Annotated in this window: 21 protein-coding genes; 12 read left to right on the top strand and 9 right to left on the bottom strand. The window is 48.2% G+C overall.

From position 1 onward, the window contains the following. Window positions 1-33: 33 nt before the first annotated feature. The gene (locus BUC30_RS07640; protein WP_073424284.1) at window positions 34-1,761 is read right to left on the bottom strand and encodes a BspA family leucine-rich repeat surface protein; all 1,728 of its coding nucleotides are present in this window, start codon (window positions 1,759-1,761) and stop codon (window positions 34-36) included. A 220-nt stretch (window positions 1,762-1,981) separates the two neighbouring features. Here BUC30_RS07640 and BUC30_RS07635 point away from each other — a divergent pair, with 220 nt between their 5' ends. The 5 genes from BUC30_RS07635 to BUC30_RS07615 all read left to right on the top strand — a co-directional run bounded on the left by BUC30_RS07635 (window position 1,982) and on the right by BUC30_RS07615 (window position 7,558). Further along, window positions 1,982-2,503 (top strand): nitroreductase family protein, encoded by a 522-nt coding sequence (locus tag BUC30_RS07635; RefSeq protein WP_073424283.1) that lies wholly within the window; start codon window positions 1,982-1,984, stop codon window positions 2,501-2,503. Between the two features lie 31 nt (window positions 2,504-2,534). Then, entirely contained in the window at window positions 2,535-4,118 is a 1,584-nt protein-coding gene (locus BUC30_RS07630) for a bifunctional metallophosphatase/5'-nucleotidase (protein WP_073424282.1), read from the top strand. Window positions 4,119-4,191: 73 nt separating this feature from the next. Continuing rightward, a complete protein-coding gene (purB, locus tag BUC30_RS07625; RefSeq protein ID WP_073424281.1) occupies window positions 4,192-5,634 on the top strand; it encodes an adenylosuccinate lyase in 1,443 nt (480 codons plus the stop codon). A 120-nt stretch (window positions 5,635-5,754) separates the two neighbouring features. Next, window positions 5,755-6,330: a hypothetical protein gene (locus BUC30_RS07620; protein WP_073424280.1), complete on the top strand. Its 576-nt coding sequence runs from the start codon at window positions 5,755-5,757 to the stop codon at window positions 6,328-6,330. 355 nt (window positions 6,331-6,685) lie between these two features. After that, the gene (locus BUC30_RS07615; RefSeq protein WP_280168757.1) at window positions 6,686-7,558 is read left to right on the top strand and encodes a TIGR02172 family protein; all 873 of its coding nucleotides are present in this window, start codon (window positions 6,686-6,688) and stop codon (window positions 7,556-7,558) included. A gap of 6 nt (window positions 7,559-7,564) precedes the next feature. Here the strand turns inward: BUC30_RS07615 and BUC30_RS07610 are convergent, their stop codons facing one another. Together BUC30_RS07610 and BUC30_RS07605 are read right to left on the bottom strand one after the other, a co-directional pair. Then, a complete protein-coding gene (locus BUC30_RS07610; RefSeq protein WP_073424278.1) occupies window positions 7,565-8,860 on the bottom strand; it encodes a carboxylate-amine ligase in 1,296 nt (431 codons plus the stop codon). 9 nt (window positions 8,861-8,869) lie between these two features. Then, window positions 8,870-10,372: a RimK family protein gene (locus BUC30_RS07605; RefSeq protein WP_073424699.1), complete on the bottom strand. Its 1,503-nt coding sequence runs from the start codon at window positions 10,370-10,372 to the stop codon at window positions 8,870-8,872. 148 nt (window positions 10,373-10,520) lie between these two features. Between BUC30_RS07605 and mfd the strand changes: the two genes are divergently transcribed. Next, window positions 10,521-13,919, top strand: coding sequence for a transcription-repair coupling factor (gene mfd / locus BUC30_RS07600; RefSeq protein WP_073424277.1), 3,399 nt, complete (start codon window positions 10,521-10,523; stop codon window positions 13,917-13,919). On the opposite strand, the gene BUC30_RS07595 is transcribed toward mfd, so the two are convergent. Then, a complete protein-coding gene (locus BUC30_RS07595) occupies window positions 13,884-14,624 on the bottom strand; it encodes a TatD family hydrolase (protein ID WP_073424276.1) in 741 nt (246 codons plus the stop codon). The two genes, mfd and BUC30_RS07595, sit on opposite strands and share 36 nt — an antisense overlap. Before the next feature lie 141 nt (window positions 14,625-14,765). Here BUC30_RS07595 and BUC30_RS07590 point away from each other — a divergent pair, with 141 nt between their 5' ends. Then, window positions 14,766-14,963, top strand: coding sequence for a hypothetical protein (locus BUC30_RS07590; RefSeq protein WP_014544972.1), 198 nt, complete (start codon window positions 14,766-14,768; stop codon window positions 14,961-14,963). Between the two features lie 104 nt (window positions 14,964-15,067). On the opposite strand, the gene BUC30_RS07585 is transcribed toward BUC30_RS07590, so the two are convergent. Beyond that, a complete protein-coding gene (locus BUC30_RS07585) occupies window positions 15,068-16,633 on the bottom strand; it encodes an FISUMP domain-containing protein (protein WP_073424275.1) in 1,566 nt (521 codons plus the stop codon). Between the two features lie 189 nt (window positions 16,634-16,822). Further along, on the bottom strand, window positions 16,823-18,397 hold the full coding sequence (locus BUC30_RS07580) for a hypothetical protein (RefSeq protein ID WP_073424274.1): 1,575 nt from the start codon (window positions 18,395-18,397) through the stop codon (window positions 16,823-16,825). Between the two features lie 133 nt (window positions 18,398-18,530). Here BUC30_RS07580 and BUC30_RS07575 point away from each other — a divergent pair, with 133 nt between their 5' ends. The 5 genes from BUC30_RS07575 (at window position 18,531) to BUC30_RS07555 (ending at window position 22,791) form a co-directional block, all read left to right on the top strand. Next, window positions 18,531-19,601 (top strand): hypothetical protein, encoded by a 1,071-nt coding sequence (locus BUC30_RS07575; RefSeq protein WP_073424273.1) that lies wholly within the window; start codon window positions 18,531-18,533, stop codon window positions 19,599-19,601. Then, entirely contained in the window at window positions 19,594-20,043 is a 450-nt protein-coding gene (locus tag BUC30_RS07570; protein ID WP_073424272.1) for a type II toxin-antitoxin system VapC family toxin, read from the top strand. The genes BUC30_RS07575 and BUC30_RS07570 overlap by 8 nt, the downstream gene beginning before the upstream one ends. 96 nt (window positions 20,044-20,139) lie before the next feature. Then, entirely contained in the window at window positions 20,140-21,597 is a 1,458-nt protein-coding gene (gene gatB, locus BUC30_RS07565) for an Asp-tRNA(Asn)/Glu-tRNA(Gln) amidotransferase subunit GatB (protein ID WP_014544977.1), read from the top strand. A 170-nt stretch (window positions 21,598-21,767) separates the two neighbouring features. Continuing rightward, window positions 21,768-22,013 (top strand): hypothetical protein, encoded by a 246-nt coding sequence (locus BUC30_RS16325; protein WP_244536543.1) that lies wholly within the window; start codon window positions 21,768-21,770, stop codon window positions 22,011-22,013. Between the two features lie 43 nt (window positions 22,014-22,056). Next, entirely contained in the window at window positions 22,057-22,791 is a 735-nt protein-coding gene (locus BUC30_RS07555; protein WP_073424270.1) for an IMP cyclohydrolase, read from the top strand. 87 nt (window positions 22,792-22,878) lie between these two features. On the opposite strand, the gene BUC30_RS07550 is transcribed toward BUC30_RS07555, so the two are convergent. Genes BUC30_RS07550 through BUC30_RS07540 form a run of 3 tightly spaced genes read right to left on the bottom strand, consistent with a single transcriptional unit; the run spans window position 22,879 to window position 26,062 of the window. Next, window positions 22,879-24,270, bottom strand: a complete 1,392-nt coding sequence (locus BUC30_RS07550; RefSeq protein WP_073424269.1) for a GntR family transcriptional regulator — start codon at window positions 24,268-24,270, stop codon at window positions 22,879-22,881. Between the two features lie 3 nt (window positions 24,271-24,273). Next, window positions 24,274-25,605, bottom strand: a complete 1,332-nt coding sequence (gene trmFO / locus BUC30_RS07545; protein ID WP_073424268.1) for a methylenetetrahydrofolate--tRNA-(uracil(54)-C(5))-methyltransferase (FADH(2)-oxidizing) TrmFO — start codon at window positions 25,603-25,605, stop codon at window positions 24,274-24,276. Window position 25,606: 1 nt separating this feature from the next. Continuing rightward, the gene (locus BUC30_RS07540) at window positions 25,607-26,062 is read right to left on the bottom strand and encodes a hypothetical protein (protein WP_073424267.1); all 456 of its coding nucleotides are present in this window, start codon (window positions 26,060-26,062) and stop codon (window positions 25,607-25,609) included. Window positions 26,063-26,069 lie beyond the last annotated feature (7 nt).

Here is a 26,069-nt window from a genome sequence, read left to right as displayed (position 1 = left end):
TTTATTTTCTTTGCTTGTTATTCAATGTGGTGTTTACTTCATGCCCAACAGTTTTTTCCACTTAGCAATTGCTTCTTGGGTGAGTGTTTTGTTCTTGGATTTCTTTTCAAAATCGCTTGTTGGAACAGGATAATAGACATCACCGTTTTTATCTGGTTCGCTATGCTCAAAGTCGAGGATGCTTTTGATTTTCTGTCCTTTTTTATCCAAAAGGTAAAGTTCTTTTTTGCTGTCTTTGGATGTGCAACGAAGGTTGTCGCTAAAATCTTTGCAACTGCGACCTGCGGAATCGTAGTTGCCTTCCAAATAATAAGGAATTTTGAAAATAACGAGTCCTTTTTCTGTGCTTTTGTTTGGTTCAAGCAATTTTTTGACGGGCAACGCGAAAATTTTTTGCTGGCTATCGCCATGGACTACAACTTGGAATTTTTTGATTTCGCAGTTGTTGCCATATTCGTCCATGTGCTTTACAAATTCACTAGATTGAGGATTCCAATCTTGGTCGTAATCTTCTAAGAATTTTGCTCTAGTTTCGTTAAAGTCTATGCAATACCAGAAATTTCCGCCTTTTGCATTGCCGTTGCCGACACCCCAAGATTCGAGTTCTGTAAATTCTGTGCCTTCCCAGTGGATGTTGAATTCAAGACCCTTTTCTGCCATATCTTTATAGACTTCGATTGGCGGTGTTTTAGCTGTTTTGAATGTTGTTTTTCCACTTAAAATTTTGTTTAATGCAGCACCTTTTTTGCCAAAAATTTCAGGAATGTTTTTTTCATTATAGATGCTGTTGAATTTTTTGATTTGAGCATCGCTCATGGTGATTGTATTCAACATAAACAAGTTTTCGGGCTTTTTTGTGGATGGCTTTTTTTGTGATGCATTCTTGCTTTTAGAGACCCCTTTGGGAAGGTTATCGCTTTTTTCAAGCAAAGAATCACTGAAAATGACCTTCTTGTTTTTTACTTTTGAAACATCCCACTTGCTGATGTCACCGTTGAATTGAGAACGTGCGAACATGTAGTCCATGTCGGTCACGTTAGACACGTTCCAGTTGCTGATGTCGCCGTTGAATATAGATTCAGCAAACATTCCTTGCATGTTTGTGACTTTTGATACGTCCCAGTTGCTGATGTCGCCGTTGAATTGAGATCGTCCGAACATGAAACTCATGTTGGTCACGTTAGACACGTCCCAGTTGCTGATGTTGCCGTTGAATTGAGATCGTCCGAACATGAAATTCTTGCCGGCTTCGAACATGAAACTCATGTCGGTCACGTTAGACACGTTCCAGTTGCTGATGTCGCCGTTGAATTGCGAATCAGTGAACATGTTGCTCATGTTGGTCACGTTAGACACGTTCCAGTTGCTGATGTCGCCGTTGAATTGAGAACCTGCGAACATGTAGCTCATGTTGGTCACGTTAGACACGTTCCAGTTGCTGATGTCGCCGTTGAATTGAGAACTTGTGAACATGTAGCTCATGTTGGTCACGTTAGACACGTCCCATTTGCTGATATCGCCGTTGAATTGAGATTCATCGAACATGTAGCTCATGTTGGTCACGTTAGACACGTCCCACTTGCTGATGTCTCCGTTAAATTCCGATGAATGAAATAACCAACACATGTCTGTTATGTTAGAAACATCGATGAAATTGAGATTGCAATTAATACCTTTTTCTTTTATGGAGTCTTCAATCAATTTTTTTAGATGCTCTTTGTCTTTTGCGACGACTTTTTCTCCGGTCTTTTTTGTTGCCATTGTTTAATTCCTTATTTTACCTAATGGAATATATCCTTTTTTCGTAAGAATATTATAGAATTTTGACGCACCTCGTTTTATTATCGTTCGTGAAGTGGTCTTTTGTCGAGATATTTTTGGAAATATTTTAATATAATTGCTAAGAGGAATGCTTTCTATAAACATTGTTGACAGAGGTATATTGTTTTTATAGATATACAGAAAAAGGAAAGGAGTACTTATGTCATTTATTGAATTGGCCAGAAATCGTTTTAGTTGCCGTGCTTTTAGCGAAAAAGAAGTTGAACCCGAAAAACTCATGCAAATTTTGGAATCGGGACGTATCGCACCGACAGCTGTGAATGGACAACCTGTGTTTATCAAGGTTCTCCAATCGCCGGCCGCGCTCAAGAAGATTCGTGGCATCACGCGCATGGCGTATAACGCTCCTGTGGTGCTGATGGTCTGCTACGACGACAACAAGGTCTACACTCCGACGACCTACATGGACAATTTCAAAAGTGGCATTATGGATTCGAGCATTATTGCAACTTCGATGATGATGCAGGCGACCGACCTCGGACTTGCAACGCTCTGGGCACGCGGTTTCAATGCTGCTCACATTGAACATGAATTCGGTTTCCCGGAAAACATCAAGCTCGCTTGCCTTTTGGACATTGGCTATGCCGACCCGCAGAACGGTGTGCCGTCACCTCGTCATGACGTGCGCAAGCCGATGAGTGAATTTGCCGAAAAGCTTTAATACAGGCAAAAACTGCAATTATAGAGGGGTTATGAATAAGCTAAAGTACTTGTTGCCTTTGGTTGTTTTTGGCGTATTTTCTTGTTCAGGGAAACAGCCTCAAGTTGAAGGTCGTTCGAATGCTTTGGCTTCACCCCGGAGCATCGTTGTCGTTTACGAAAATGATGTTCATTGCCAAATGGATGGCTATGCAAAATTTGCAGGTCTTCGCGATGCGATTGCTGATACAGCTGATGTTTTGACGGTTTCGTCCGGCGATTTCTTGCAGGGCGGAGCGATGGGGAGTATCTCTCGCGGCGGTTATGTTGTTTCGCTCATGAATGCTGTCGGGTATGACGTTGTTACTCTCGGAAATCATGAGTTTGATTATAAAATTCCGCGCTTGATGGAACTTTCGGACTCCATGAACGCAGCAATCGTTTGTGCGAACCTTGTGCAGAAAGGAACTTTGACGCCGCTGTTTAAGCCCTACGTTTTAAAGCAGATTGGCACAAAAAAAATTGCATTTGTCGGAGTGCTGACACCGCAAACTTTAGTGGGGGAGGCTTACGCGTTTACGGATGAATCGCTAAAGACTTTGTATGATATTCCTTCGGAGAAAATTTTCAATCTCGTGCAGTCGGCGGTTGATGATGCGCGTAAAGCAGGCGCAGATTACGTGATTTTGCTTTCGCATTTGGGGCTTGTGCCACCGGTGAGTTCTGTTGAAGTTGTTCAGAAAACGATGGGGATAAACGCTGTGTTGGACGGGCATTCGCATAGCGTTGTTGGCGAAGAGTTTATTGCAAACGCCAATGGCGACAGCGTTCTTGTTTCGCAGACGGGAACGAAATTCCAGAATGTCGGGGTGCTAGATATTACTCGCAATGGGAAATTCCACTCTCGGTTGATTCCGCTGGATGGCGTCGTTACTGTGAACAAAAAGGTCGCTGCGGTACACGATAGCTTGCTTGCTTTGACTGCCGCCGATTTGCAGAAAGTTGTCTCGAATACGAAATTTGAATTGACAATCAATGGCGATGACGGAAAGCGTTTGGTTCGCAAGGGCGAAACAAACTTGGGCGACTTGGCGGCAGATGCTATGCGTTTTGCGGTGGGAGCGCAAATTGGGATTGAAAATGGCGGAAGTGTCCGCGTAACAGTTCCTATGGGCGCAGTGAAATATCAAGACATTCTGAACATAATGCCTTTTGGGAATGGCATGTGCTTGATTCGTGCAACCGGGCGTCAGATCAAGGAGGCGCTTGCTCAAGGAGCTTCGAAATTGCCTGAGGAATCCGGCGGATTCTTGCAAGTTTCGGGACTCCGCTATACGGCTGTCGTTGATACGAAAAATGGTGGCGGAGCTGCGCAAGTACGCATTGAAAATGTGCAGGTAGAGACTGATAAAGGCTTTGTCGCTATTGACGAGGAGGCTTTATATACGGTCGGATTGTCATCTTATGTGGCATACGAAGGCGGTGAAATTACAGCCTTCCGCGAAAGTGAAATCATTATGGATAAGGTGATGACCGATGATGAAGCGATGGTGAAATTCTTGAAAAGCTTGGGCGACGAAATCCCCGAAGTTTACCGAAAACCACAGGGGCGGATTGCGGTGAAATACGTTCGGTAAGAAAAATGCCCCTTTTAATGTGTTCTGCAAATTTTTATCTTTGCCTTTGTAAAACTTAAAAAAGGATAGAATCATGCGTGATCAATTCGAAAGCCCGCTTATCAAGCGTTATGCTAGCAAGGAAATGAGTTTCATCTTCAGCCCGCAGTACAAGTTCCAGACTTGGCGCAAGCTGTGGATTTACCTCGCCGAATCCGAAATGGAACTCGGTCTTCCGATTACGCAGGAACAGGTGGACGAACTGAAGTCTCACGAAAAGGACATCAACTTCGAAGTCGCCGAAGAAGAAGAAAAGCGCCGCCGTCACGACGTGATGAGCCACGTTTACGCTTACGGCGTGCAGTGCCCGAAGGCTAAGGGCATCATCCACCTCGGTGCAACGTCTGCATTCGTGGGCGACAACACCGACCTTATCCAGATGCAGCAGGCCATGATTCTCGTGCGCAAGCGTCTTTGCCGCGTGATGGACAAGCTTTCCAAGTTTGCGATGGAATACAAGGACATGGCCCAGCTCGGTGCAACGCACTTCCAGGCTGCCCAGCTCACGACCGTGGGTAAGCGCGCTTGCCTCTGGCTCCAGGACATGCTCATCGACCTCGAAGAATTGAACTTCCTCATCGAAGTGCTTCCGTTCCGCGGCGTGAAGGGCACGACCGGTACGCAGGCTAGCTTCATGGACCTGTTCAATGGCGACGAAGAAAAGATTATGGAACTCGACCGCCGCGTGACTGCCAAGGCTGGCTTCAAGCGCGTGCTCACCATCACCGGTCAGACCTACACCCGCAAGTGGGACAACCGCGTGAACCAGGTGCTCAGCTCCATCGCTCAGAGTTTGCACAAGTTCGCGACTGACATGCGTCTCATGCAGGGCGTCAAGGAAGTCGAAGAACCGTTCGAAAAGACCCAGATCGGTTCCAGCGCCATGGCTTACAAACGTAATCCGATGCGCAGCGAACGCATTTGCTCTCTCGCTCGTTTCGTGATGGCTCAGGTCAACAGCACCGCCTTCACGCAGGCAACGCAGTGGTTCGAACGTACGCTCGATGACAGTGCAAACAAGCGCTTGGCAATTCCTGAAGCATTCCTCGCTATGGATGCCATGCTTATCATCGCAGAAAATGTTACCAACGGTCTCGTTGTTTATCCGAAGGTCATTGAAAAGCGCATCATGGCTGAACTCCCGTTCATGGCTACCGAAAACATCATCATGGAAGGCGTGAAGAATGGCGGCGACCGTCAGGAACTCCACGAAGAAATCCGCGTGATGAGTATGGAAGCGGGCAAGGTCGTGAAGGAACAGGGCAAGGACAACGACTTGCTCGAACGCGTCTTGAAGAACGAAAAGTTCCAGAAGCTCGGCATCACCGAAGAAAAGCTCAAGGAAATCCTCGACCTCCGCAAGTTCGTGGGTCGCGCTCCTGGTCAGGTCGTGAAGTTCGTGACTGAAGAAGTCCGCCCGGCAATCGAAAAGGTTCCCGACTGGAGCAATATAGATGCTGGAGAGTTGAAGGTTTAATTCAGCTCGTTTCTAGGAAAATTAGTGAATTTACCCCATGTTGTCATGGGGTATTTTTTTGCTTGTGTTTTTGTCCGAATATAAGTATTTTGATTATAAAACATTTCGTCAGAGGATTCAATGGTGAAAAACTTGATTTTTTGTTCAATATTTATATTTCTGCTTTATGGTTGCACTCTAACAAATTCAAGTTCCTTGAACTCTAAAAAAGGTAATCAGTTCCAAACATCAAAAAGTAATGTAATTGCGCAGGATGATCGTTTTGCAGAATGGATTAAATTGTACAATCAAAACAAGTCATTGATAGATGATATTTCCAGATGCGTTTTTGAAAATGAACAAAAAGCAATTGTTGGATTGATTTATTATGATGTGGAGCGTAAATATGCAATGATTGGTATTGAGGGATTCTTTGATGAATATGTTATAAGTGATGAATTCCAAAGTTCGTCATTGTATTTGAATTTTGAAAGAATAATAAAAAAGAAAGAGCCTGAAAGGAATCCTATTACAGGCAAGATTGATTTATCGAGTACGTCTGTAAGTATTCCGTCAGACGGCTTTGGCTTTGTTTTTGAAAATGATATTGCTGTTGCTATAAAACCTCAGATTGTTGGCGATTTTAATTTGTCTGAGCATTTTGTACAGAATCTTCGTTCGTGTGCAGATCAATTTAATATTCGCCTTGAAGAGTGAAATAAGACATCCAAACGCTGCAAAATACGGTCTGAGCGTTGGCGCTGACCTGATCGCTTCTATATTGTCTAACATTAAAAAAGCAAAAGTCGAATGTCGCGAATTATGAAATGAAAAAAAACGAGTCCTTGCGGGCTCGTTTTTTGCATTGTAACTAAATGATGTTACGGCTTGAATGGCGGAATATAATCATCGCCTTCGTTACTGCGATTATGCGGTTCCATATACACCCTCCTTTCCTTTTTGGATGACGAAAATATATTTAGTTTTGCGTGTTTTTTAATGTGAATTCCATCACGGTGTGATTTTGTTCACTTTTGAAAAAAGCGATTTTTTTTGTGATTTCTCCAATAAAATGGTGTATTTTACCATTATGGAGAAAATTGACTTATCACAATGGACGATGTTCAGCAATCGTCACAATTCCGAGAACTACAATAGTCCGGATGGCAAATGGATGCTGAAATTGGGTTTTCCGGGGTTTTGCTCGACGAAGGAGGAATTGCTCCGTGAGCAGGATATTTGCCGGAAAGTGGTTTCACTTGGAATCCCGACGCCGCATGTGGGCGATATTGTCGAACAGGATGGTCGTTTGGGCCTGATTTACGAACGCATCGTGGGGAAGCGTTCGATTTCGAAATGCGTGGGCGAAAATCCAGAACATCTTGAGGAATACATTAAAGTTTTTGCGGAACATTGCAAAAAGCTGCATTCCACGTCGTGCATTCCTGGCACGTTCCAAGATGCTGAGGAAAAGTATTCGCGATTGCTCGAACAATCCAAGATGTTCCCTGAGAATGTCAAGGAATTTGCGCGTAACCTCATTAAGGAAACGCCAAAGGTTTCTCGTTGCGTTCATGGCGATATGCAGACGGGCAACTTAATTGTCAATGACAATGGCGCGTACTTTATCGATTTGGGCGAGTTTGCCTGCGGTAACCCGCTTTTCGATTTAGGTTGCTATTTCTATTTCTGCCATTATCTGCCGGATGATTATTTGCTGGCTGCCCACTACATGAATGCGGCGATGATGCACAAGTGCTGGGACGTGTTTGCAAAGTATTATTTTGGTGCCGATACTCCGGAGAAATTGGCGGCGGTGGATGCTCGCGTCAAACCGTACGTGCTGTTCCCGATTCTCGATTTTGAGCATTTGATGGCTGAAGATGCAAATTTAAAATACCTGGAAATGAATTTCCAGGTAGCTCGAAAAGACTTGGGATTGTAAGCGGTTTTATTCGCTAATTCCATAGAGCCGGTTGTGTGCAAGGCAATCGGCTAATTTTTTGTATTCGGTGACAAATGCTTCGTGGGTGGGGGCGTCGCCGAGTGCTTTGTAGAGGGCGCTGGAGAGCGTTCCACGTTCGAGCATTTTCTCCATAAAGCTTTGCGAGACTTCGGTGAGGTCGTTTTTTACAACGCTATAGATGTGCTTCCAGATGTCGCCCGCGGAAACCGCGGAATCCATGCCAAATACGGAGAGGTATTCTTGCCAATTGATGGTCGCGTTTTCAGCATCCTTCGTGGTCTTGGCGAGGAGTTCGGCAAGGCGAGTTGTGTCGAAGTTGCGCAAGAATTCGCGGTATTCCTTAAGCGTGTGCGGCACGGAATTTGCGGCGGAGGCGGCTTCGGATGCGTTTTCGCGAGATGCCGCGAACTTGCCATTCACAATCGCCTTAAGTGTTGCTATTTCTAGCTCTACAATGGCGATGTCGGCATTCGGACATTCCTGAATATCGACGAGGCGGATTTCAATCGCTCCGCGGTCAAAGCGGGCGATGGCACCACGGCTGTTCAAGAAGAAATGATTGAGCAAGTGTTCGGTATCGTAAGGCGCGATAGCCTTCTTGACTTTGTCAAAAATCATCTTGTTGTATTCATCGTAGCTGTACGCTTGTTCCGGGATGACTTGGCCTGTGATTTCAGGGACTTTGTCCTGATTGTGGCGATAGACGTTGATTCGGGCGTCGCGATAGCCGGTGTATTTGCCGTCGAGATACGGGCTGCTTGCGGCAATGGCGGGAATCAGCGGCAACAGCAAGCGAATTGCTGCGTGAAGCTCGCCAAATTCTTCGTCACCATCAAAAGAAAGATTCAGGTGCGTGCTTTGCAAGTTTGCCCAGCCGTGGCCTTTGCAGTTGAAAATGCGGTCGTAAGTTTGGTAAATGTCGAGGCAATCGTACGGCCAGAGTTGCATCTCTGCCGGGTCCATGAACGGATGGCAGGCGCTCGGCAAAAGCATGGCATTGATTTTTTCGAGTTTCTTGTTTGCACGGCGGATTTCGTGGAAGAATCGCTTGCCAAGCCCGTCGAATGTAGACTTGGGGTGAGCGCACTTGAATTCCAGCACATGGCTTACGAGCTCGTTCGAAAGTCCGATATCGTCGTATTCAATGTCCGAAAGTTGATTGCCGTCTTTATCTTTTCCGAGCGGGACATCGGCGCGAGGCAGCACGTTGAGCGTGTCGCGATCGACAATCATGAATTCCATTTCGACGCCGAAGCGTTCCCAAAGTTTGTAGTTGCTCATGATTGCCCCCTATAAAAACATATCCCTTTCGTGTTGAAGCACTTTCTGCTGTGCTGCATTTTGGCGGTCTTCGATGCGGTGGCGCAGGCTCCTCATGATGGCAAGATAAATCTTCTTTTTGCCAACTTGGTCTTCGATACCGTGGTCAATACTTGGGTTGTCGTTTACTTCAATTACGACCGGGTGACCGTTGATTTCCTTGAGGTCCACGCCGTAAAGCCCGTTACCGATAAGGCTTGCGACGCGGAGAGCCGTTTTCACTATGCCGTGCGGGACGCTTTCAATCGGGAGGCAATCCCACTTGCCACAAACAGCGTTTTTGTCTTTGCTATCCCAGTTGTAAATTTGCCAGTGGTCCTTTGCCATGTAGTATTTGCAGGCAAAGAGCGGCTTTCCGTCGAGAATGCCGATTCTCCAGTCAAATTCCGTGGGCGTAAATTCCTGAGCGATGAGCAAGTCGCTGTGCTCGAACATTGTGTCGAGAATTTTTTCAAGTTCTTCTTTATTGTTAGCCTTTTTGACGCCCATGCTGAAGCTGGAATCCGGTGTCTTGATGACCATCGGGAATCCGATTTCCTTGGCCAGCGTGTGGCGGTTTTCGCTGTGGGCAATAATCGTCTTCGGGGAGGGAATCTTACCGACAGTCATCAGTTCTTGCAAATAAACTTTGTTGGAACAACGTAAAATGCTATCGGGATCGTCAATGACAGCGATGCCTTCGCTCTGGGCACGGCGTGCAAATGCGTATGTGTGGTGGTTGACGTTTGTCGTTTCGCGAATGAAGATTGCATCAAATTCACCGACTCGGTGGTAGTCCGTCTTGGTAATCATTTCCACACGGAAACCCGTATCTTGCGCGGCTTCAATGAACAATTGGATGGCTTCCTTGTTGCTCGGCGGTTCCACTTCATCGGGGTTCGTTAAAATGCCGAGGTCGTACACGTAATCTTCCGTCTTGGGGGAGACGTAGCGGTCTTTCTGGAAGTATTCGATGGCGAACTGGTCAACCATTTCCTTGTGCGTTTCGGGAATTTCGTCAACGCTAATCGGGCGGATGGACTGGATGAACCATTTTTGCTTGAAAACAAATTTTGCACGCAGAAGCGGTGCCTGGAAAACGCGGTAAAGTGCTTGCGAAAGTTCTAGGTATTGCGCACTGACGTTTTGCCCAAAGTAAATGGAAAGCACGAATTCTGTGCCGGTCAGCTTGTGCAGGCTCTTCTGGATCAGTTCATCGATTTCATCGCTGATGATTTTCACGACTGCCGGGGCCTTAAAGTCGCGGATGTTCTTGACGTTCGGGATGACCTTGTGCCCGCGCGCTTCGGCAAGCAGGCTTACATAATAGCCCTTGCTTTGGTAGCTGTAGTCTTTGCACAAGTTGAAAACGCGAACGTTTTTCTGGGTTGTAAATTCTGGATTAGTAAGGTAGTCTTTTGCCGAGACAATTTCGGCTTCGGGAATGTGGAACTTCCAATTCTTTGGCGTGTTCACGACAATTATTTTTTTCATAATGTTTGCACGTGTGGCGTCTTCAAGGCGAAGTTGCGTCGTGCGTGCCAAAAACCTCTTTGCTTTTTGACGCTATAAAGATAGCTCAATATTTCAAGAATTGTAAAGCGTGGCGAGGAAAAGGGAGATTTTTTCTACATTTCCCTCTATGCTTACCATTTCGGAATTCCTTCAAGAAAATTCGTTCCCTGCGATTTCGCTTTTTGAAAATGCTGATAACGAGGCCATTCACGTCAATGGTGCATCGGTTCCGCTTGCATCGATGATGGTGGCGAACCGGTTCTTGAAAAGCCCGCAAAACATTCTCGTTGTGGCTAAGGATTACCGCAGTGCCGAAGTCTGGGTCGAAAACCTGGAAAGCATGGTGGGCGAGGAGTTCGTTAGGTTCTTTCCGTCACTTGGTTTGAAGCCTTACGAAATCAAGGTACCGTTCGAGGGCGTGCTTGAAGAACGCTTGAAGTTCTTCCGCGATGTTTCGCATACCGAAAAGCCGTTCGTTGTCGTTTGTCCGCTTGATGCGTTTTTGATGAAACTCCCGGAACCGGGCGAAATTATGCGTCAGGTGCGTACGCTCCGCGTTGGCGACCAGCTGGAGCCTTCGTCTTTGCGCCCGTGGTTCCTTGATCATGGTTTTGTAGAACAGCCGATGGTAAGCGGGGTAGGCGAGTTTTCGATTCGCGGGAGCATTGTCGATGTGAACTGCTTGCTTTATCCACACCCGATTCGTATTGAATTTTACGGCGACGAGATTGAATCCATCCGTGCATTCGATATTTTCTCGCAGCGTTCGCTAGAGCAGATGACGCATATCGAGTTCTTCCCGATGGGTGAATTTACGGTGCCAGAATCGGTGATGGCGGGCGAGGAATGTTCCAAAGAATCGCTGTGGTGGCATCGACCGAATCACCAGCGTTTGGTGGCGAGCCTCTTGGATTACATGCCGCGTGCATCGCTTGTCTTTGAAGAACTTTCGTTGCTTTCGGAAACTGCTTCGAAGATGTATGGCGCGTTCCGAGGCGCTTATGACGAAGCTCGCGTAGCTGATGCTGGAATTGCGGCCCCTGCGGATTTGTGGTTCAAAATTGGAGAGCTTTCGCGTTTGTTCGTAGGCCGCGCGTCGCTGGATATGACTCGTGTCAAGGTGGATGACGGCAACTGGCACGAAATGCACATGCGTCCGCAAGATTTTACCTCGAACGGCACGGATGCAGTTGCCAAAGAAATCGAGGAATTTTACGACAAGGGCGGTCGCGTTTATGTGATGGCTCAGACGCTTGGCGGCGTGAACCGCTTGCGTGAAATTTTTGATGGCTTGCCGGTCGAAGATTATTTTATCGGAAACTTGAGCGAAGGCTTTTGGCTCGAAGACGATAATGTGGCGTTTCTCACGGAATCGAGAATTCTAAACCGCCATGCGAACAAGGCTCGTAAGCACAAGATTGCGGGCTCGGTGACGAATGCGTTGATGGTGGAATCGCTCAATCGCGGAGACCTGGTGGCGCACGAAGACCACGGCATTGGCCGCTACTTGGGGCTTGTCCGTGTAGAAGTCAACGGCGGTATGGTCGATTGCGCCTTGCTCGAATACGAGGGCGGCGACCGCTTGAAGTTCCCCGTGTCGGATTTGCAAAAGATCGAACGCCTCGACCGCTCGGACGATGTGGAAACAAAGCTCGATCGCCTCGGCAGCAAGACTTGGGAAAACATCAAGAAGCGCGTCAAGGAAAAGGTCATCAAGATTGCGCGCGATCTCGTGGAACTTTATGCGAAACGCGAACTCGTTGAAGGTTTCGGATTCCCGCCCGATGGCAACATGCAGAAGGAATTCGAGGAATCGTTCGAATACGATCCGACGCCAGACCAGCTCCGTGCTACGGCCGACATCAAACGCGATATGGAAAGTCACCGCCCGATGGACCGCCTCATTTGCGGTGACGTGGGCTTTGGAAAGACGGAAGTTGCCATGCGTGCGGCGTTCAAGTGTGTGGCCTCCAACAAGCAGGTGGCGATTCTTGTGCCGACAACGATTCTTGCGGCACAACATTACGAAAATTTCTGCGAACGCTTTGCCGCTTATCCGGTCAACATCGCCTTGATGAACCGATACAAGAGTGCCAAGGAAAAGAAGGAAATCTTTAAGCAGATTGCGGAAGGTTCCGTGAACATCGTCATCGGAACGCATGCACTTTTGTCGAACAAGAGCGAGTTCAAGGACCTCGGTCTTTTGATTATCGACGAAGAGCAAAAGTTTGGCGTGAAGCAAAAAGAAAAATTGCGCCAGCTCCGCCTTGCTGTCGATACGCTCAGCATGAGTGCAACGCCGATTCCGCGTTCGCTGCACTTGAGCATGACGGGCGTTCGCGATATTTCGCTTATCAACACGCCGCCGATTAACCGTTTGCCGGTGGAAACAAAGCTGATGCAGCGCGATGACGAAGTCTTGAAGAATGCGATTCTCGATGAACTTGCTCGCGGTGGCCAGGTGTTTGTGGTGAACGATCGCGTGCAAACGATTACGAAGCTTGCCGAAGATATCGAAGCGATGGCTCCCGAAGCGAAAGTCGCTGTGGCCCATGGTCAGATGGAAGATCACGAGCTTGAACGTGTGATGGACGCTTTTCTTTCGCGCAAGTTCGATATTCTCGTGAGCACAAGCATTATCGAATCGGGCTTGGATGTGCCGAACGCGAACACGATTATTATCATGAACGCGCACCACTTTGGCATTAGCCAGCTTTACCAGATGCGTGGACGTGTGGGCCGCAGCAGCGTCTTGGCAAAGGCGTTCCTCGTCATTCCGCAGCGTGGCGAAATCTCGCAAGAATCCATGCGCCGCCTCAAGGCTTTGGAACAGTTTACCGACCTCGGCAGCGGCTACCAGCTTGCCATGCGCGACCTTGAAATTCGCGGTGCAGGGAACTTGCTTGGTCAGGAACAGCACGGCTTTATTGCCGAAGTCGGCTTTGAAACGTATGTGCGTTTGGTGCGTGAAGCGGTGGAAATGCTCCGCGGCGGTGCTCTTGAAAAGCCGATACAGCCGCGTGTGGAAATCGGCGTGGATGCTTACCTCCCCGAAGATTACGTGGAAGATGGCCTTACGAGAATCTCGCTGTACCAGCGCATTGCCCGCATCACGTCGCAGGCGGATGTGCAGAATATCGAAAGCGAACTCCAGGACCGCTTTGGCCCTGTGCCAACACCGGCAAAGATGCTTTTGCTCGTGACCGAACTTGGACTTTTGGCAGGTCGTTTGCGCATCCAGGGGCTTGCGCTCCGCAAGGGTGTCATTGTTGCGACATTTGCAGAAACGCCGTCGCCGGACCCGCGTGTGCTTGGCGAAATCAGCAGCCTTTGCACATGCAGTATGCGTTATTTGGGAATGTCGCCGTTACAGGCTGTGTTCGAGGTCGGGCGCGGGACTCCCGTGGAAATGGCAAAAAAAACGCTCGAAGTGTTCCGAGCGTTTGCAAATATTCAAGTGCAGGCGGCGACCATCAGGTCGGCGGATCCTTTACTCAAGGCTCTTGGCGTAGGCGAGCCGAACTGATTCCAGACGGCCTTCAAGTTCTTCAAGAAGCTCCGCAGGCTCAAGGAATGATTCATCGGCATCAGTCTCGAAGAATACGTTGCTTTCAGGAATGAGCTTGATAGCGGCTGCGGTTGATTTTTTGCGGAAACTATCCTCGTGCAGGGAAAAGAGCGCTCCATAGGGGAGGGCTTTTCTCACAAAATTTGCATCCCCGCCAAAACGGTGGAATATCGGGCGTGGCGCTTCTCGTGACGGCGCGCTTGTGGCTCTATCGGTTTGAGCCACGGACTCAAACCCCGCCTCTTCCAAAAGTTTCAACACGTGCATGTAGTCGCCAACGCAGTGGATTTGCAAATCCCGCTTGAGTTCCAATGCAAGTCCGGCTTGCGCCAAAAAAATCTGGTCTTGGGTGCCGTCGTTGTAACCCGGATAGCGCTTGTCGATACCCGCTTCGCCGACCATGGCAAACGGATCTTCTTCTAAACGGGTGCGCAGTTGGGCTAACGTTTCGCTAGAAACCTGTGTTGCAATCATCGGGTGGATTCCGTAGGTCACTTTAAAAGGCTTGATTTCGGTCGAAAACTCTTTTTTCAGTTGCGAGACTTCTTCCCATTCCCAGGGTTCACAAGAAACCGCAATAAAGTCATAATTACGGTCTAAAAGCAACTGCGTGAGCTGCTTTTTTTGGGGTAATCGTGCTAAATGAATGTGAAAATCGAACATAATAGCCCCCTATACCTTTAAAATACAAAGAATTTATGGAAAAACAAAATTATTTGCTTGTTTTTTGGGGTAAAAAAGCCTAGTTTAAGTTTGTTGGTGCGCCAACCCAAGTTTTTTGATCACCTCATTAAAGGAGTCGCTATGCGCGATTTACTCGAAAAAGCTCTGAATAAAGGTTTGACTGTCTGCTTTACATCCGAAAATGGCTTTGATGTCATTCGAATTTCTTCTGGTAACGAAGTCGTTGCAAGTTGCAGCCTTGGATCGAATAGCTTCCGTGCTTCGGTCGAAGAATCTCTCCAGGCGCTTTTGCTCGACCTGGAACGCAAGGGCTTCTAGCGGCTTCGCCGCAGTTATCAGTCGGCAGTAGACAGTAGGCAGTAATTGCAAAAGAAATCCTGCGAGGTCATCGCAGGATTTCTTTTATGATTTTTAAGTGACTGCTAGTCTTTTACGCAGCGGACATTTTGCAAGTCCGTTTTGTGACATGCGTAACCAGAAGTGTTTGCGTAATCGTCGTTGAAATTGGCTATGGTTGAAGTCCAGAATTGCATTTGGAAATAGTCCATTCCAAAATCTTTATATAACAGTTTGTTTAAGTCTGGATCTTCAATTTTTTTGAACCTGGTATGCTTTAAAAGACATTCCCCTTCATAAACGGTATAGGGGTTGATGGATTCCAAAAAGTCATCTATTTCGTTATTGTCGGGCAAATGCCAACCTGTGGGGCATGCTTTTAAAGCTTGATTCCAAGTGTAGAACTTTCCATAATTTTTACAGACCGCTTCATTTTCTTTGCAGTAAGCGGCATCTATGCTGTATTTGTTTTTACAACTTACAGGACTTCCGACAAATGGATGCTTGCATGAATAATCAGAGGATTTCTCGCATTCTTCGTCTTCATCTTCGTAAAAAACCTTACACGAAGCATTTGTATCCACAGCGTCAAAGACGTAATTTAAGTTCTGGTCCATCCATGTTTTGCCGTTGACAACAACGGTCTTGTATGTTTGTCCATCGCGTTCATCGGTGAATTCACCGTATTCAAAATCTGGCAAGGCGGGCGCGGTTGGCAGAGGCGGATCCACCCAATCAACTCCGGCGGGTTCGTCTCTTAAACAACGAAGTGAACTCATGTATCCGTGGTATTCTTCATAAACAGCAACGACTTCGTATTCTTCTCTAACGCCGCTATCATAGGTTGCTTCGGTTGCGATACTCCAAGTAAGTGTATCTGCTGTTGTTAAAAATTTTGCTGGAGGATTCCTTTCGTATTCAAAAGTAAAACCTTCCATGCCATCACCCCACCATACGGCATAATAACCGGCAGGAAGTACTGCAAAACCGAATTCATCGGTACCGTTGTTAATTTTCCATTCTGAATTTTGGGCTTTAAGCTTTTGTGCTGTTCCACATTTTCCGCCTATTGCTCTAATCAATTGTTCGACCTCTGATGGATTGGGAATATGGAAACCTTCGGGGCATATTCCACGAACCATTCCCGTTAAATTACATGGAGACTCGAAGCCGCAACCTTTGGCACTTGTTCCAAATAATCCGGCTGTATCGATGGCGATGTTCCACGGGTAGAAATGCTCGCTAGTGTCTAAAACTTCGCCATACAAATAACTGTTCCATAAGGCGTCATAAAAACCGTATTCGTTATTATATGTTCCGTCATCAACGTATTGGGTAACATCCAATTTGAGATTTTCAGCCATCCACACCTGATTTCCGATGACCGTTGTCTTGTATGTTTTGCCATCGCGCAAATCGACAACTTTGCCATCGGTGATGATGGAACCGTTTGATATTTCTGTGGAGGGTGTTTGTGAACTAGAACTTGTGACTACCGTTTCAGAACAGGAACTTGTTTCGATTACATCAGAGCTGGAGCTAGAATCCTCTTGACTTGATACAGGAGGCTCGTTAAGTGCGACCGCATTTTCGTCACCACATGCCACAAGCGCAAGTGTCGCCGCTACCGCAAGCGTTCTTAATAATTTCATCCATATCCTCCTTAAAACAAACCATTTATCAGTAATATAAAAAAACACCCTGCCAAGCAAGGTGCCTTTGTAAAGCCAGGCTGTTTTTGCAGTAGTCTGTGAGCAAAAAGCCCTCGGTATTAACCGAGGGCGTTGGCGAGAGCGAGGCGAAGACGGAGTCTTGCTTTGCTCAAGAGCCGAGCAGTCTTATTAGTTTATTCTACCCACCAGGTTGCCAGAAATCATCACGTCTCTGGAACCGTAGTAGTTGTGAAGGCCGGCAGACAGGGAGAAGCGATCCGTGAGCGCCTTTTCAAGATAAAGTGCTGCAAGAACGTCCTTGATATGCTTGGTCTGGACTTCATAGAAACCATGTCTTCTGCGATGGTTGATGTATTCTGCTTCAAGAATGACGCGGTCAACAGTCTTGAAGTTGAATTCGAAACCGCCAGTGACAGGTACAGCGAGGTCGTCAGCAAGGTCCATGAGGGCTGCTTCAGCAAAGACCGTGAAGAAATCCGGAACGATCGGAGCGCGAACCTTCAGAGATGCATTGTGCTGGATCTTGGCTTTGCTATCGTGAACTCTGTCAAAGATGTTGCTACGGTAGCCGAGCTGGATATCGAACAATTCGAGACTCGGAAGATCGTGGAAGTTAAACACAAGGCGGAGGTCACCGTTGTTGAGGTGGGCTGCCGTGCTGATGAAGGAAAGGGCGATATCCATGTTTTCGTTGACATTGAAGCCAAATTCAAACTGGTTTTCCGGATCCTGCGTAGAAAGGAAACCGCTCTTGTAACCATCGATATAGCCACCGAAGTAGTCGCCATTCTTATCGGTGTTGTCCCAACGACCGACCTTGAAGCTGAACCAGTCCTTGCTCTGGTAAGCCCATGCTTCATCGAGAGTGAAGTAGTCTTCTGCACCACCAATGGCGTGGTTGTCGCTATCGGTCTTCAAGTCACCAGGATAGAAGGCGAGAGCAACCTTGCCCTTGAAGTTCTGTGTTTCAGCGAGGATAGCGAGGTTGGCCTTACCGCTCCAGGTTTCAAAGTTATCCGAATTCTCATCGTCTTCGGTTGTCCAAAGAACCTTGCCTGCTTCGAGTTCGAAGTCGGCGTTGATGTCGAAATCAATCTGGTTGACGGTAAAGACTGCGTTTTCGATCATCTTCTTTTTCTTGCGGCTCGTAGTAGAAGCCGGTTCTGCGGAAGCGACTTCAGCCGGTGCAACTTCTGTCGGAACTTCGACAGCCGGAGCGGGGGCGACAACAGGTGCTGGAGCTTCCTGAGCCTTGACTTCAGCAACCGGAGCAGGCTCTGCCTTGGGAGCTTCCGGAGTCGGATCGATAGCCGGAATAATCGGTTCTGCCGGAGCCGTCGTTTCAACAGCAGCAGCTGCGTCAGCCTTAGCGGCTTCTGCCTTTGCTTCTACAGCCTTTGCAGCTTCTTGAGCCTTGACTTCTGCTTCCGGTGCCTTTTCAGCTACAGCGGCTTTAGCATCATCCTTTACTTCAGTTGCAGCAGCCTTTGCTGTTTCTGCGGTCTTAGCGGCTTCCTGAGCCTTGGCATCAGCAGCAGCGGCAGTAGCCTTGGCATCTTCAGCAGCCTTTTCAACCTTGGCTTTTGCCTTAGCCTTCTTCTTTGTTGTTGCGGCCTTTGCCTTGGTAACAGCAGTCTTAGCTTCAACAGCCGGCTTTTCAGTTACAGCCTTAACATCTTCTGCACTCGGTGCTGCAAACACTGATGCTGCAAGCAAACAGGTTGCAAGAAACATTTTCTTCATTACATGTACTCCTTGGGGGAAGGTTATGTTTAAATTCCTTGTTTAAATGTTAGTAAAAAAAACTTCATATTATTTTTTGCTACATATAAAGCCGACAATAATCTAATCTATTAATTCAAAAGAGGACTCCATTTTGAAAAAAATTTTGTTGGTGGTCGTGGGTGCTTTAGCTGCATGTTCTTTTGCCCAAATGAGACTTGATGTATTTGCAAAAAATAATGGAGAAATCAACGAAAATCGACCCCTAGGCTACTTAACTTCATCGGATGCAATTAAAGAACTCCCTATTCCGAAAGATCGAATTGAACACGAAAGCTATGTGGATGTCCAAGAAAAGGTTCGTGGCAAAAACGGAAAATACAAGACCGTCACTAAGACACAAAGGGTTGTAACCTACGAAGAAATTGAACCCAAGACTCCGCCTCGTTTTGTTCCTGTAAACTGCAAGTTTGGCGATGTGTGGGTCAAGCGTTCGGAGCTGGACCGTTTTATGCAAGAATACGCAGACTTGAGTGGGGAATACGTCTCTGAAACGGGACGCGTGGTTCTCAAGAGTTCGCCGAGCAATGCTAGCCGCTTCAACATCATTGTGCAGAACGGCAAAGATGATAACATTGCCGAAATTGAAATGGGCAACCTCGAAAAGAAAAACATCAATGGTCATGCTCGCTTTGTTTACCAAGAAGAAGGCTGCGCTGTAGGCGTAGACGTGTTTAACCGAGTTGTTCGCGTGGCTCAGCGTGGCTGCGAAGATTACAATGCTGGCGAATACACGCTTGCCGGCAATTATCCGACGTTTAAGGGTAACAACCGTATCGTTGAAACTTTTAATTTAGATTCTTATAGCTTCTCTTATCCAAAATATCTGTGGTGCGCAAGCGGTTTCGATACATGCGAACCGCTAAAAGATGAACATGGCATTGTGAACATCACCTGGAGCAAAGACGGCCACGGAACGATTGAACGCAAGGCTGGCAATACGGTGCATACGTACCGCGCCATGGAACGCGTGATTCCGCATAAACGAGATTTCTACAATGGCGAAAAACCGATTGCCATCAAGACCAAGCGCACCGACATGAGTGGCGAATGGATGAACTGGTATTTCTATCCGCGTGCGGGGCGCTTTAAGATGATGCGCTCTGGACAGCGTTATGATGCCGCTTACATGGAAATCTACGAACCGGTCAAAGAAGATGATTAAGTCGATTGAACAGAGTCGTATTTTGTTTTTGGATTCGGGGCCGCTTGTACGGCTCTTGCAGATGCATCCGGATTATTATCCGGTTGTTTCGGGTGTGCTCGATGGCGTGTATGAAAATAATGTGCAAGTCTTGGTTTCTTCTGTAACTTTGTTTGAAATTTGCAAGAAGGCGTATGGCGCAAATGACGGTGTGCTTGCTAGGCAGTATCGCGAATTCTTTGAGAAGTCCTCAAATGTGCACCTTTGCGAAGTGAATGCCGATGTGTCGCTCAAGGCGGCTGAACTTTTTGCTGCAGCAGCCCGTACGAACCACAAGCTGACCGAAGCGGAATCTTTGCGCTTGGCGACTGCGTTTGTGAATGGTGCCGACTGCATCCTCACGGAATGCGCTTATTTCCGCGATGATACCGATGCGCTCGTGGTAACGCTGGATGAGCTGTAATTGTGGGCTAGGAAAAAAGCCTAAATCCTTCCGGCTTCCTACTTCCTACATCCTACTTTTTCTATCTTTTCCGCGTAAAATTTATTGGAGTTTAACATGTCTAATTACTGTCCTGTTATTGGTCTCGAAATCCATTGCCAGCTCGCCACTAAGACAAAGATGTTCTGTGGCTGCGAAATTGAAGTGAACACAAGCCCGAACAAGCACGTTTGCCCTGTTTGCCTCGGTATGCCGGGTGCCATGCCTGTGCCGAATAAGAAGGCTGTGGAATACGCCATTCGCTTGGGTCTCGCTCTCAACTGCGAAATCGATTTGAACGCCATGTGGACTCGTAAGAACTACTTCTACCCGGACCTTCCGAAGGGTTACCAGATTACGCAGACGGGTGGACTTCCGGTGTATGACCATCCGATTTGCAAGAACGGCTGGCTCGAAATTGTGAAGGCCGACGGCACCAAGAAGCGCGTGGGCATTACCCGTATCCACATGGAAGAAGACGCCGGTAAGCTCATCCACGACATGAGCCCGTCCCAGAGCCATTTTGACGCAAACCGCTGCGGCACTCCGCTTTGCGAAATCGTGACTGAACCGGACATCCGTAGCCCGGAAGAAGCCGTGCTCGTCTTGAAGAAGATCAAGCAGACGCTCGAATACACACGCGTTTCTAATGCCAACATGGAAAACGGCAACATGCGCTGCGACGGTAATATTTCCCTCCGCGCATCTGAAGACGCTCCGTTTGGTATCCGTGCTGAAATCAAGAACTTGAACAGCTTTACGAACCTCGAAAAGGCTCTCTACTGCGAAATGAACCTCCAGGCATCGACGCTCGATGCAGGCAAGGAAGTTGAACAGTGCACCAAGCGCTATGATCCCAACGCCGACAAGACGATTGTGATCCGCTCTAAGGAAGACGCACACGACTACAAGTACTTCCCGGAACCGGATATGGTCCGCCTCGTGACCGACCCGGCATTTGTCGAAGAAATCCGCCGCACCCTTCCGGAACTGCCGGATGCACGCCGCGAACGCTTCATGAAGGACTTCGGTGTTTCTGAATACGACGCTCAGGTGCTGACCGAAGATCGCGACGTGAGCGAATGGTACGACACTGCTGCCAAGAACTGCAAGAACGGCAAGGTGCTTGCCAACTGGGTCATCACGGAACTCCTCGCCAAGATGAAGGACCTCGAAGGAGGTCTCTCCGCTCTCAAGATCAAGCCGGAACAGCTTTGCGCTCTCGTGAACCTCATTGCAGACAACACCATCAACGGTAAGATTGCAAAGACCGTGTTTGCCGAAATGTTCGAAACAGGCAAGGATCCTGAAGTCATCGTGAAGGAAAAGGGCCTCGTGCAGGTGACCGACACCGCCGCTATCGAAGCCGTGGTCCGCGAAGTCTGCGCCGCTAACGCCGCTCAGTTCGCTGAATTCAAGGCAGGTAAGGTTGCTCTCAAGGGCTTCCTCGTGGGTATGACGATGCGCAAGTCCGGTGGCAAGGCTAACCCGGGTCTCGTGAACCAGATCCTCGACAAACTCGCTAAGGAAGGGTAATTTAGACGAGAGAACGGGCTATGCCCTACAGACGAGAGACTAGAGAGAAAGAAAGAGATACAAGGTCGCTGAGCCGATGCACTGAGTTTATCGAAGTGTTGTCGAAGCGCCTTGTTTTGGCTTTTCTTGTTTCTCTCTTTCTTGCTTTTCCGACCTCAGCCTTCGCAAAGATGGACCGTTCGGATAGTTCTTACGTCAGCACGTTGAACATGACTGAAGAGCAAAAGGAAAAGGTCTACGGCGTGGATTCCTCAACTCTCGCCAAAGGCCCAACGCTCCAGGAACTCAACGAAGAAAATCCGACTTACGTCAAACGCGAATACGACCACAAACAGCAGGTGGTTGTCGGCAGCGTGGTGATGTTCTGCGTTGCCCTTGCGATGGTCCTGATGAACAATTACAACCCGAAGAGATAAGTTTAAACCTACAACAAAGTGCCGCTGGCACGCCGAAATCAATATGAACTACACAGAAGAAGCAAAACAGAATTTCAACGACCTCTCCAAGAATCCGTATCCGGGCCGTGGTATCGTGCTTGGCACAAGCGCCGATGGTAAGTCTTACGTGCAGGTTTACTGGATCATGGGTCGCAGCGTGAACAGCCGCAACCGCGTGTTTGAAATCGAAGCCGACACTGGTTTTATGAAGACCAAGGCTTTCGATGAATCCAAGCTCACGGACCCGCACCTCATCATTTACTATCCGGCTCGCCACACGAAGGACGTCCAGATTATCACGAACGGTGACCAGACGGACACGATTTACAACGCCATCAAGCTCGGCGGCACGTTCGAAAGCGCTCTCCGCACTCGCCAGTACGAAGACGATGCTCCGAACTTCACGCCGCGTATTTCCGGCATCCACTACAAGAATGCTGAACCGGCTATCTACAAGCTCTCCATCCTCAAGAGCAGGGGCAACAGCGAAGATGCTGGCTGCGAACGCATGACGTTTGAATTCGAAAAGGCTCTCCCGGGTCTTGGACACTTCATCAGCACGTACGAAACGGATGGCAAGCCGATTCCGTCTTTCAACGGCTTCCCGAAGCTCATGCCGATTTTCAACTCTGCCGAAGAAACGCTCAAGGCTTACTGGGACGCTCTCAATGCAGACAACAAGGTTTCCTTGATGGTCAAGTGGATTGACCGCGAAACCTTCGAAGCTAAGACGATTATCGTGAATAAGAACGTTTAGTTAATGGTCGTTGGTCTATGGTCATTAGTTTTTGGCGCATGTCGCGATTAATTAATAACTATTGACTAGCTACTAACGACTATAAAACTATTTCTCAATGACCTGCCCCAGAATCTGGTGCAGGCGTTTTTTATTCCCGAAGCCATCGGGATTTTCGATGTAGTAGAAAATCTGCTTGATGAGAGCGCTTGTGTTGAAGTCGTACGATGCAATGCGCAACAAGTAGCTTTCGGCGGAGTTGTCAAATCCGAGCACGTTCGGGTCGGTTTTGTCGCCCGGCAATGTGCAATCGCCGTCATCGCTCATTTCGTAGAAAATACCTGCGACTTCATCATTTACGCAGACCCAGCAGTTGCAATCCTCAGGAACATTCTTGGCGAACTGCAAAAGCTTTTTCTTCACGAGATTACGGGCGTACGATTCGACGGAAAATCTCGAGACTCTCTGTCTTGCGATTTCCTTGTAGTCCCACGGGCTTGCGTATTCGTCATCGGTAAATGCAATGACTTCTAGCCCCGAATTCATGAGGCCAGTCAAGCGGTCTTTAGACCAGGAACTGTTATGGTACGGCGAAAAATAACAGACCTTCTTGATGCCTTTCTGCAATAGGTATTTGCCGAGCTGCTGGCCCGGGATTTCTCCGAATGTGGAGTTGAAAAACGCCCAGTTATTTTTGCTCAAGAATCTCGGTGGAATGTTTTGCAGCGGGTGTTCCCACCATACGGAGACGGGGTACTTCACACCGTAAAAGAGTTGCAAAAGCGCATGCGGATTCTGCACCAAGAGTGTCGATAGCACTGCACCGATTGCATTCGGATAATCTGTCAGACGGCAGACTTTTCCACTGCGGTCAATGAGCTTGCCGCTTTCTTCGTTGATGCCGAGCAGAATGAGCTTGAAATGTTGTTCACCGGCGGTCTGGTAAACGAGACGCAAAAAGTCGAGTTCACGTTCGCTTTCTGCGGTAAAGCCGCCCCACGAATTGCATCGCGTAACGAACAAAATCTCGCTGAAATTCTTGACCGTCTTTGTCTTGAGCGGGGAGGCGAATGCGTACAAGCGCCCACGACGCACAAGAATTCCCTGATTCACTTTGTGGATCAGGAACTTGCGGAGAATCGTCTGCGACACGTTATAGCGGTCGGAAAGTTCCTTCGCAAGCGGCAAATTCCTATTCGGGTCGAGGAAACCCTTTTCCCAGTCCGTTGAAAATTCGCGTTCAAGGCGTTCGAGCACGGTTTCGCGATGAACAGTCTTCGAAAGCATTTGTGCAAGATCATTGGCGTCCGGAGCCTTGCCCCAGAAGAATCCCTTGCCGCGGATGCTGTAAATGAGCCCTTCTTCAGAGAGTTGCTTGAGCACGCCCTGAATGGTTCCCGATGAGACTCCAAACGTTTTCATCAGCTTGCGTACAGACGGGAGCATTTCCCCGTCTTTCAGCTCTTGCTGCAAAATCGCTTGTTTGATCTCGTCACGCATAATTTATGCCATGTTTCGGGCCGCAATCCATTCGCGAACGGCGCGTTCGGCACGTTCGGCAAGAATCTCTTTCTTGTTCTTTTTCTTCAAGCCTTCGTGATGGGGGAGGAGGCCGAAGTTGAAATTCATCGGCTGGAAGTCCTCGTTCTCTTCGACAAGGCGGTTCATCAAGGATCCGATGCAGCTTTCATCTGGGAGCGGGTCGGAATGCCCGTGCAAAATCGTTTGGGCCATGTTCCAGGCGGCGTACCAACCTGTAGCAACCGCTTCGGTATAGCCTTCGGATCCTGTAATCTGGCCTGCAAACCACGTAGGCGGAATATCTTTGGCGCAATCGAGTTCCGGACGCAAGCGGAGCGTCTTATCAAGGAACTTCGGCGATTCGATGAACGTGTTGCGGTGCATGCAGCCGAGGCGTGCAAATTTCGCATTACGGAGGGCAGGCACCATGGTAAAGATTTCCTTTTGCGTGCCCCACTTGAGGCGCGTCTGGAAACCGACCATATTGAACAATGTCTTCTGCTTGTTTTCGGCACGGAGCTGGATCACGGCATACCACAGATGTCCGTTGTTTCCAAGCCCAAGCCCAATCGGGCGCATGGGCCCGTGGCGGAGAGTTTCGTAGCCACGACGCGCCATTTCTTCGACCGGCAGGCAACCTTCAAAAAGTTCGCGCTTTTCGAACGGGCGCGGTTCCGTCGCTTCTGCTTCGCAGAGCTTGTTTACAAATTCTGTATAAGTTTCTTTGTCGAGCGGGCAGTTGATAAAGTCTGCCGTTTCGCCTTTTTCCCAGCGGTTCATGTAGAATGCATGGTTAAAGTCGATGCTGTCCGTCTCGACGACAGGCGCAATCGCATCAAAGAAGTGCAGACGGTTACTGCCGAGACGCTTAAAAATATCGTCAGCAAGCGCATCACTTGCTAAAGGCCCTGCGGCAACAAGTGTCGGGCAATCGCCTTCGAGGCTCGTCACTTCTTCGCGGTGCAGCGTAATGTTCGGGAATTCTGCAATCTTCTTTTCGACAAGTTCACTAAAAATGTCGCGGTTCACCGTCAAGGAATCGCCTGCTGGCACTGCCGCTTCACGCGCGGAATCCAGGAGGAAACTCCCGAGCAGAGTGAGTTCCGCTTTTAAAAGGCCATGGGCGCTTGTAATGCCCAAAGCCTTGAAACTGTTAGAACAGACGAGTTGGGCGAGGTGTCCATCCCTGTGGGCGGGCGTCTGCCTGTTGGGGCGCATTTCGTACAAATCAACCTGAAAACCACGGCTTGCCAATTGTAAAGCCGCTTCGCAGCCTGCAAGACCGCCACCAATAACACGTACTCGTTCGTTCATTTTAATTCACAACAATTTTTCTATAGCTCTTCGCGTTACCGATCCAGAGCTTGACCAACAATTCTTCGAGGGATGCCGTACTTACGCATTCCGGGTCCGCATCCTGAATTTCGTCCGAAATAAGATTCGCCTGAGTCAAGTTCAGCATGCCGTAGTACAAAGCCTCAAGCAACTGAGACAAGAACTCGGGCGAAACCTTAGCGACAGACTCCATGTCATTCAACGGCGGGAGCTGCGTCTTATCCGGCTGGAACTGATCCAGGTTATCCATAGTCCACATGTCGGTTGCCTTGCTCATTTCGGGCGAGGGTGCAATCCCGCTCAACTTGGAACGGTAATCATTCCATTCCTTGGCGGTCGTTTTCCCGGCCTTGCGGACAGATTTCAAGAAGGAGAGGACTGCGTAATACAGGTCCTTCTCCCTTTGGTTTGATTCTTTTTGAGATACTGGAATCATTCTTACC

Source organism: Fibrobacter sp. UWB7 (assembly GCF_900142945.1).
In the GTDB taxonomy this organism is placed as follows: domain Bacteria; phylum Fibrobacterota; class Fibrobacteria; order Fibrobacterales; family Fibrobacteraceae; genus Fibrobacter.
Note: the sequence above shows the minus strand (reverse complement) of the source record. Positions and strands in the feature narration are given on the sequence as shown.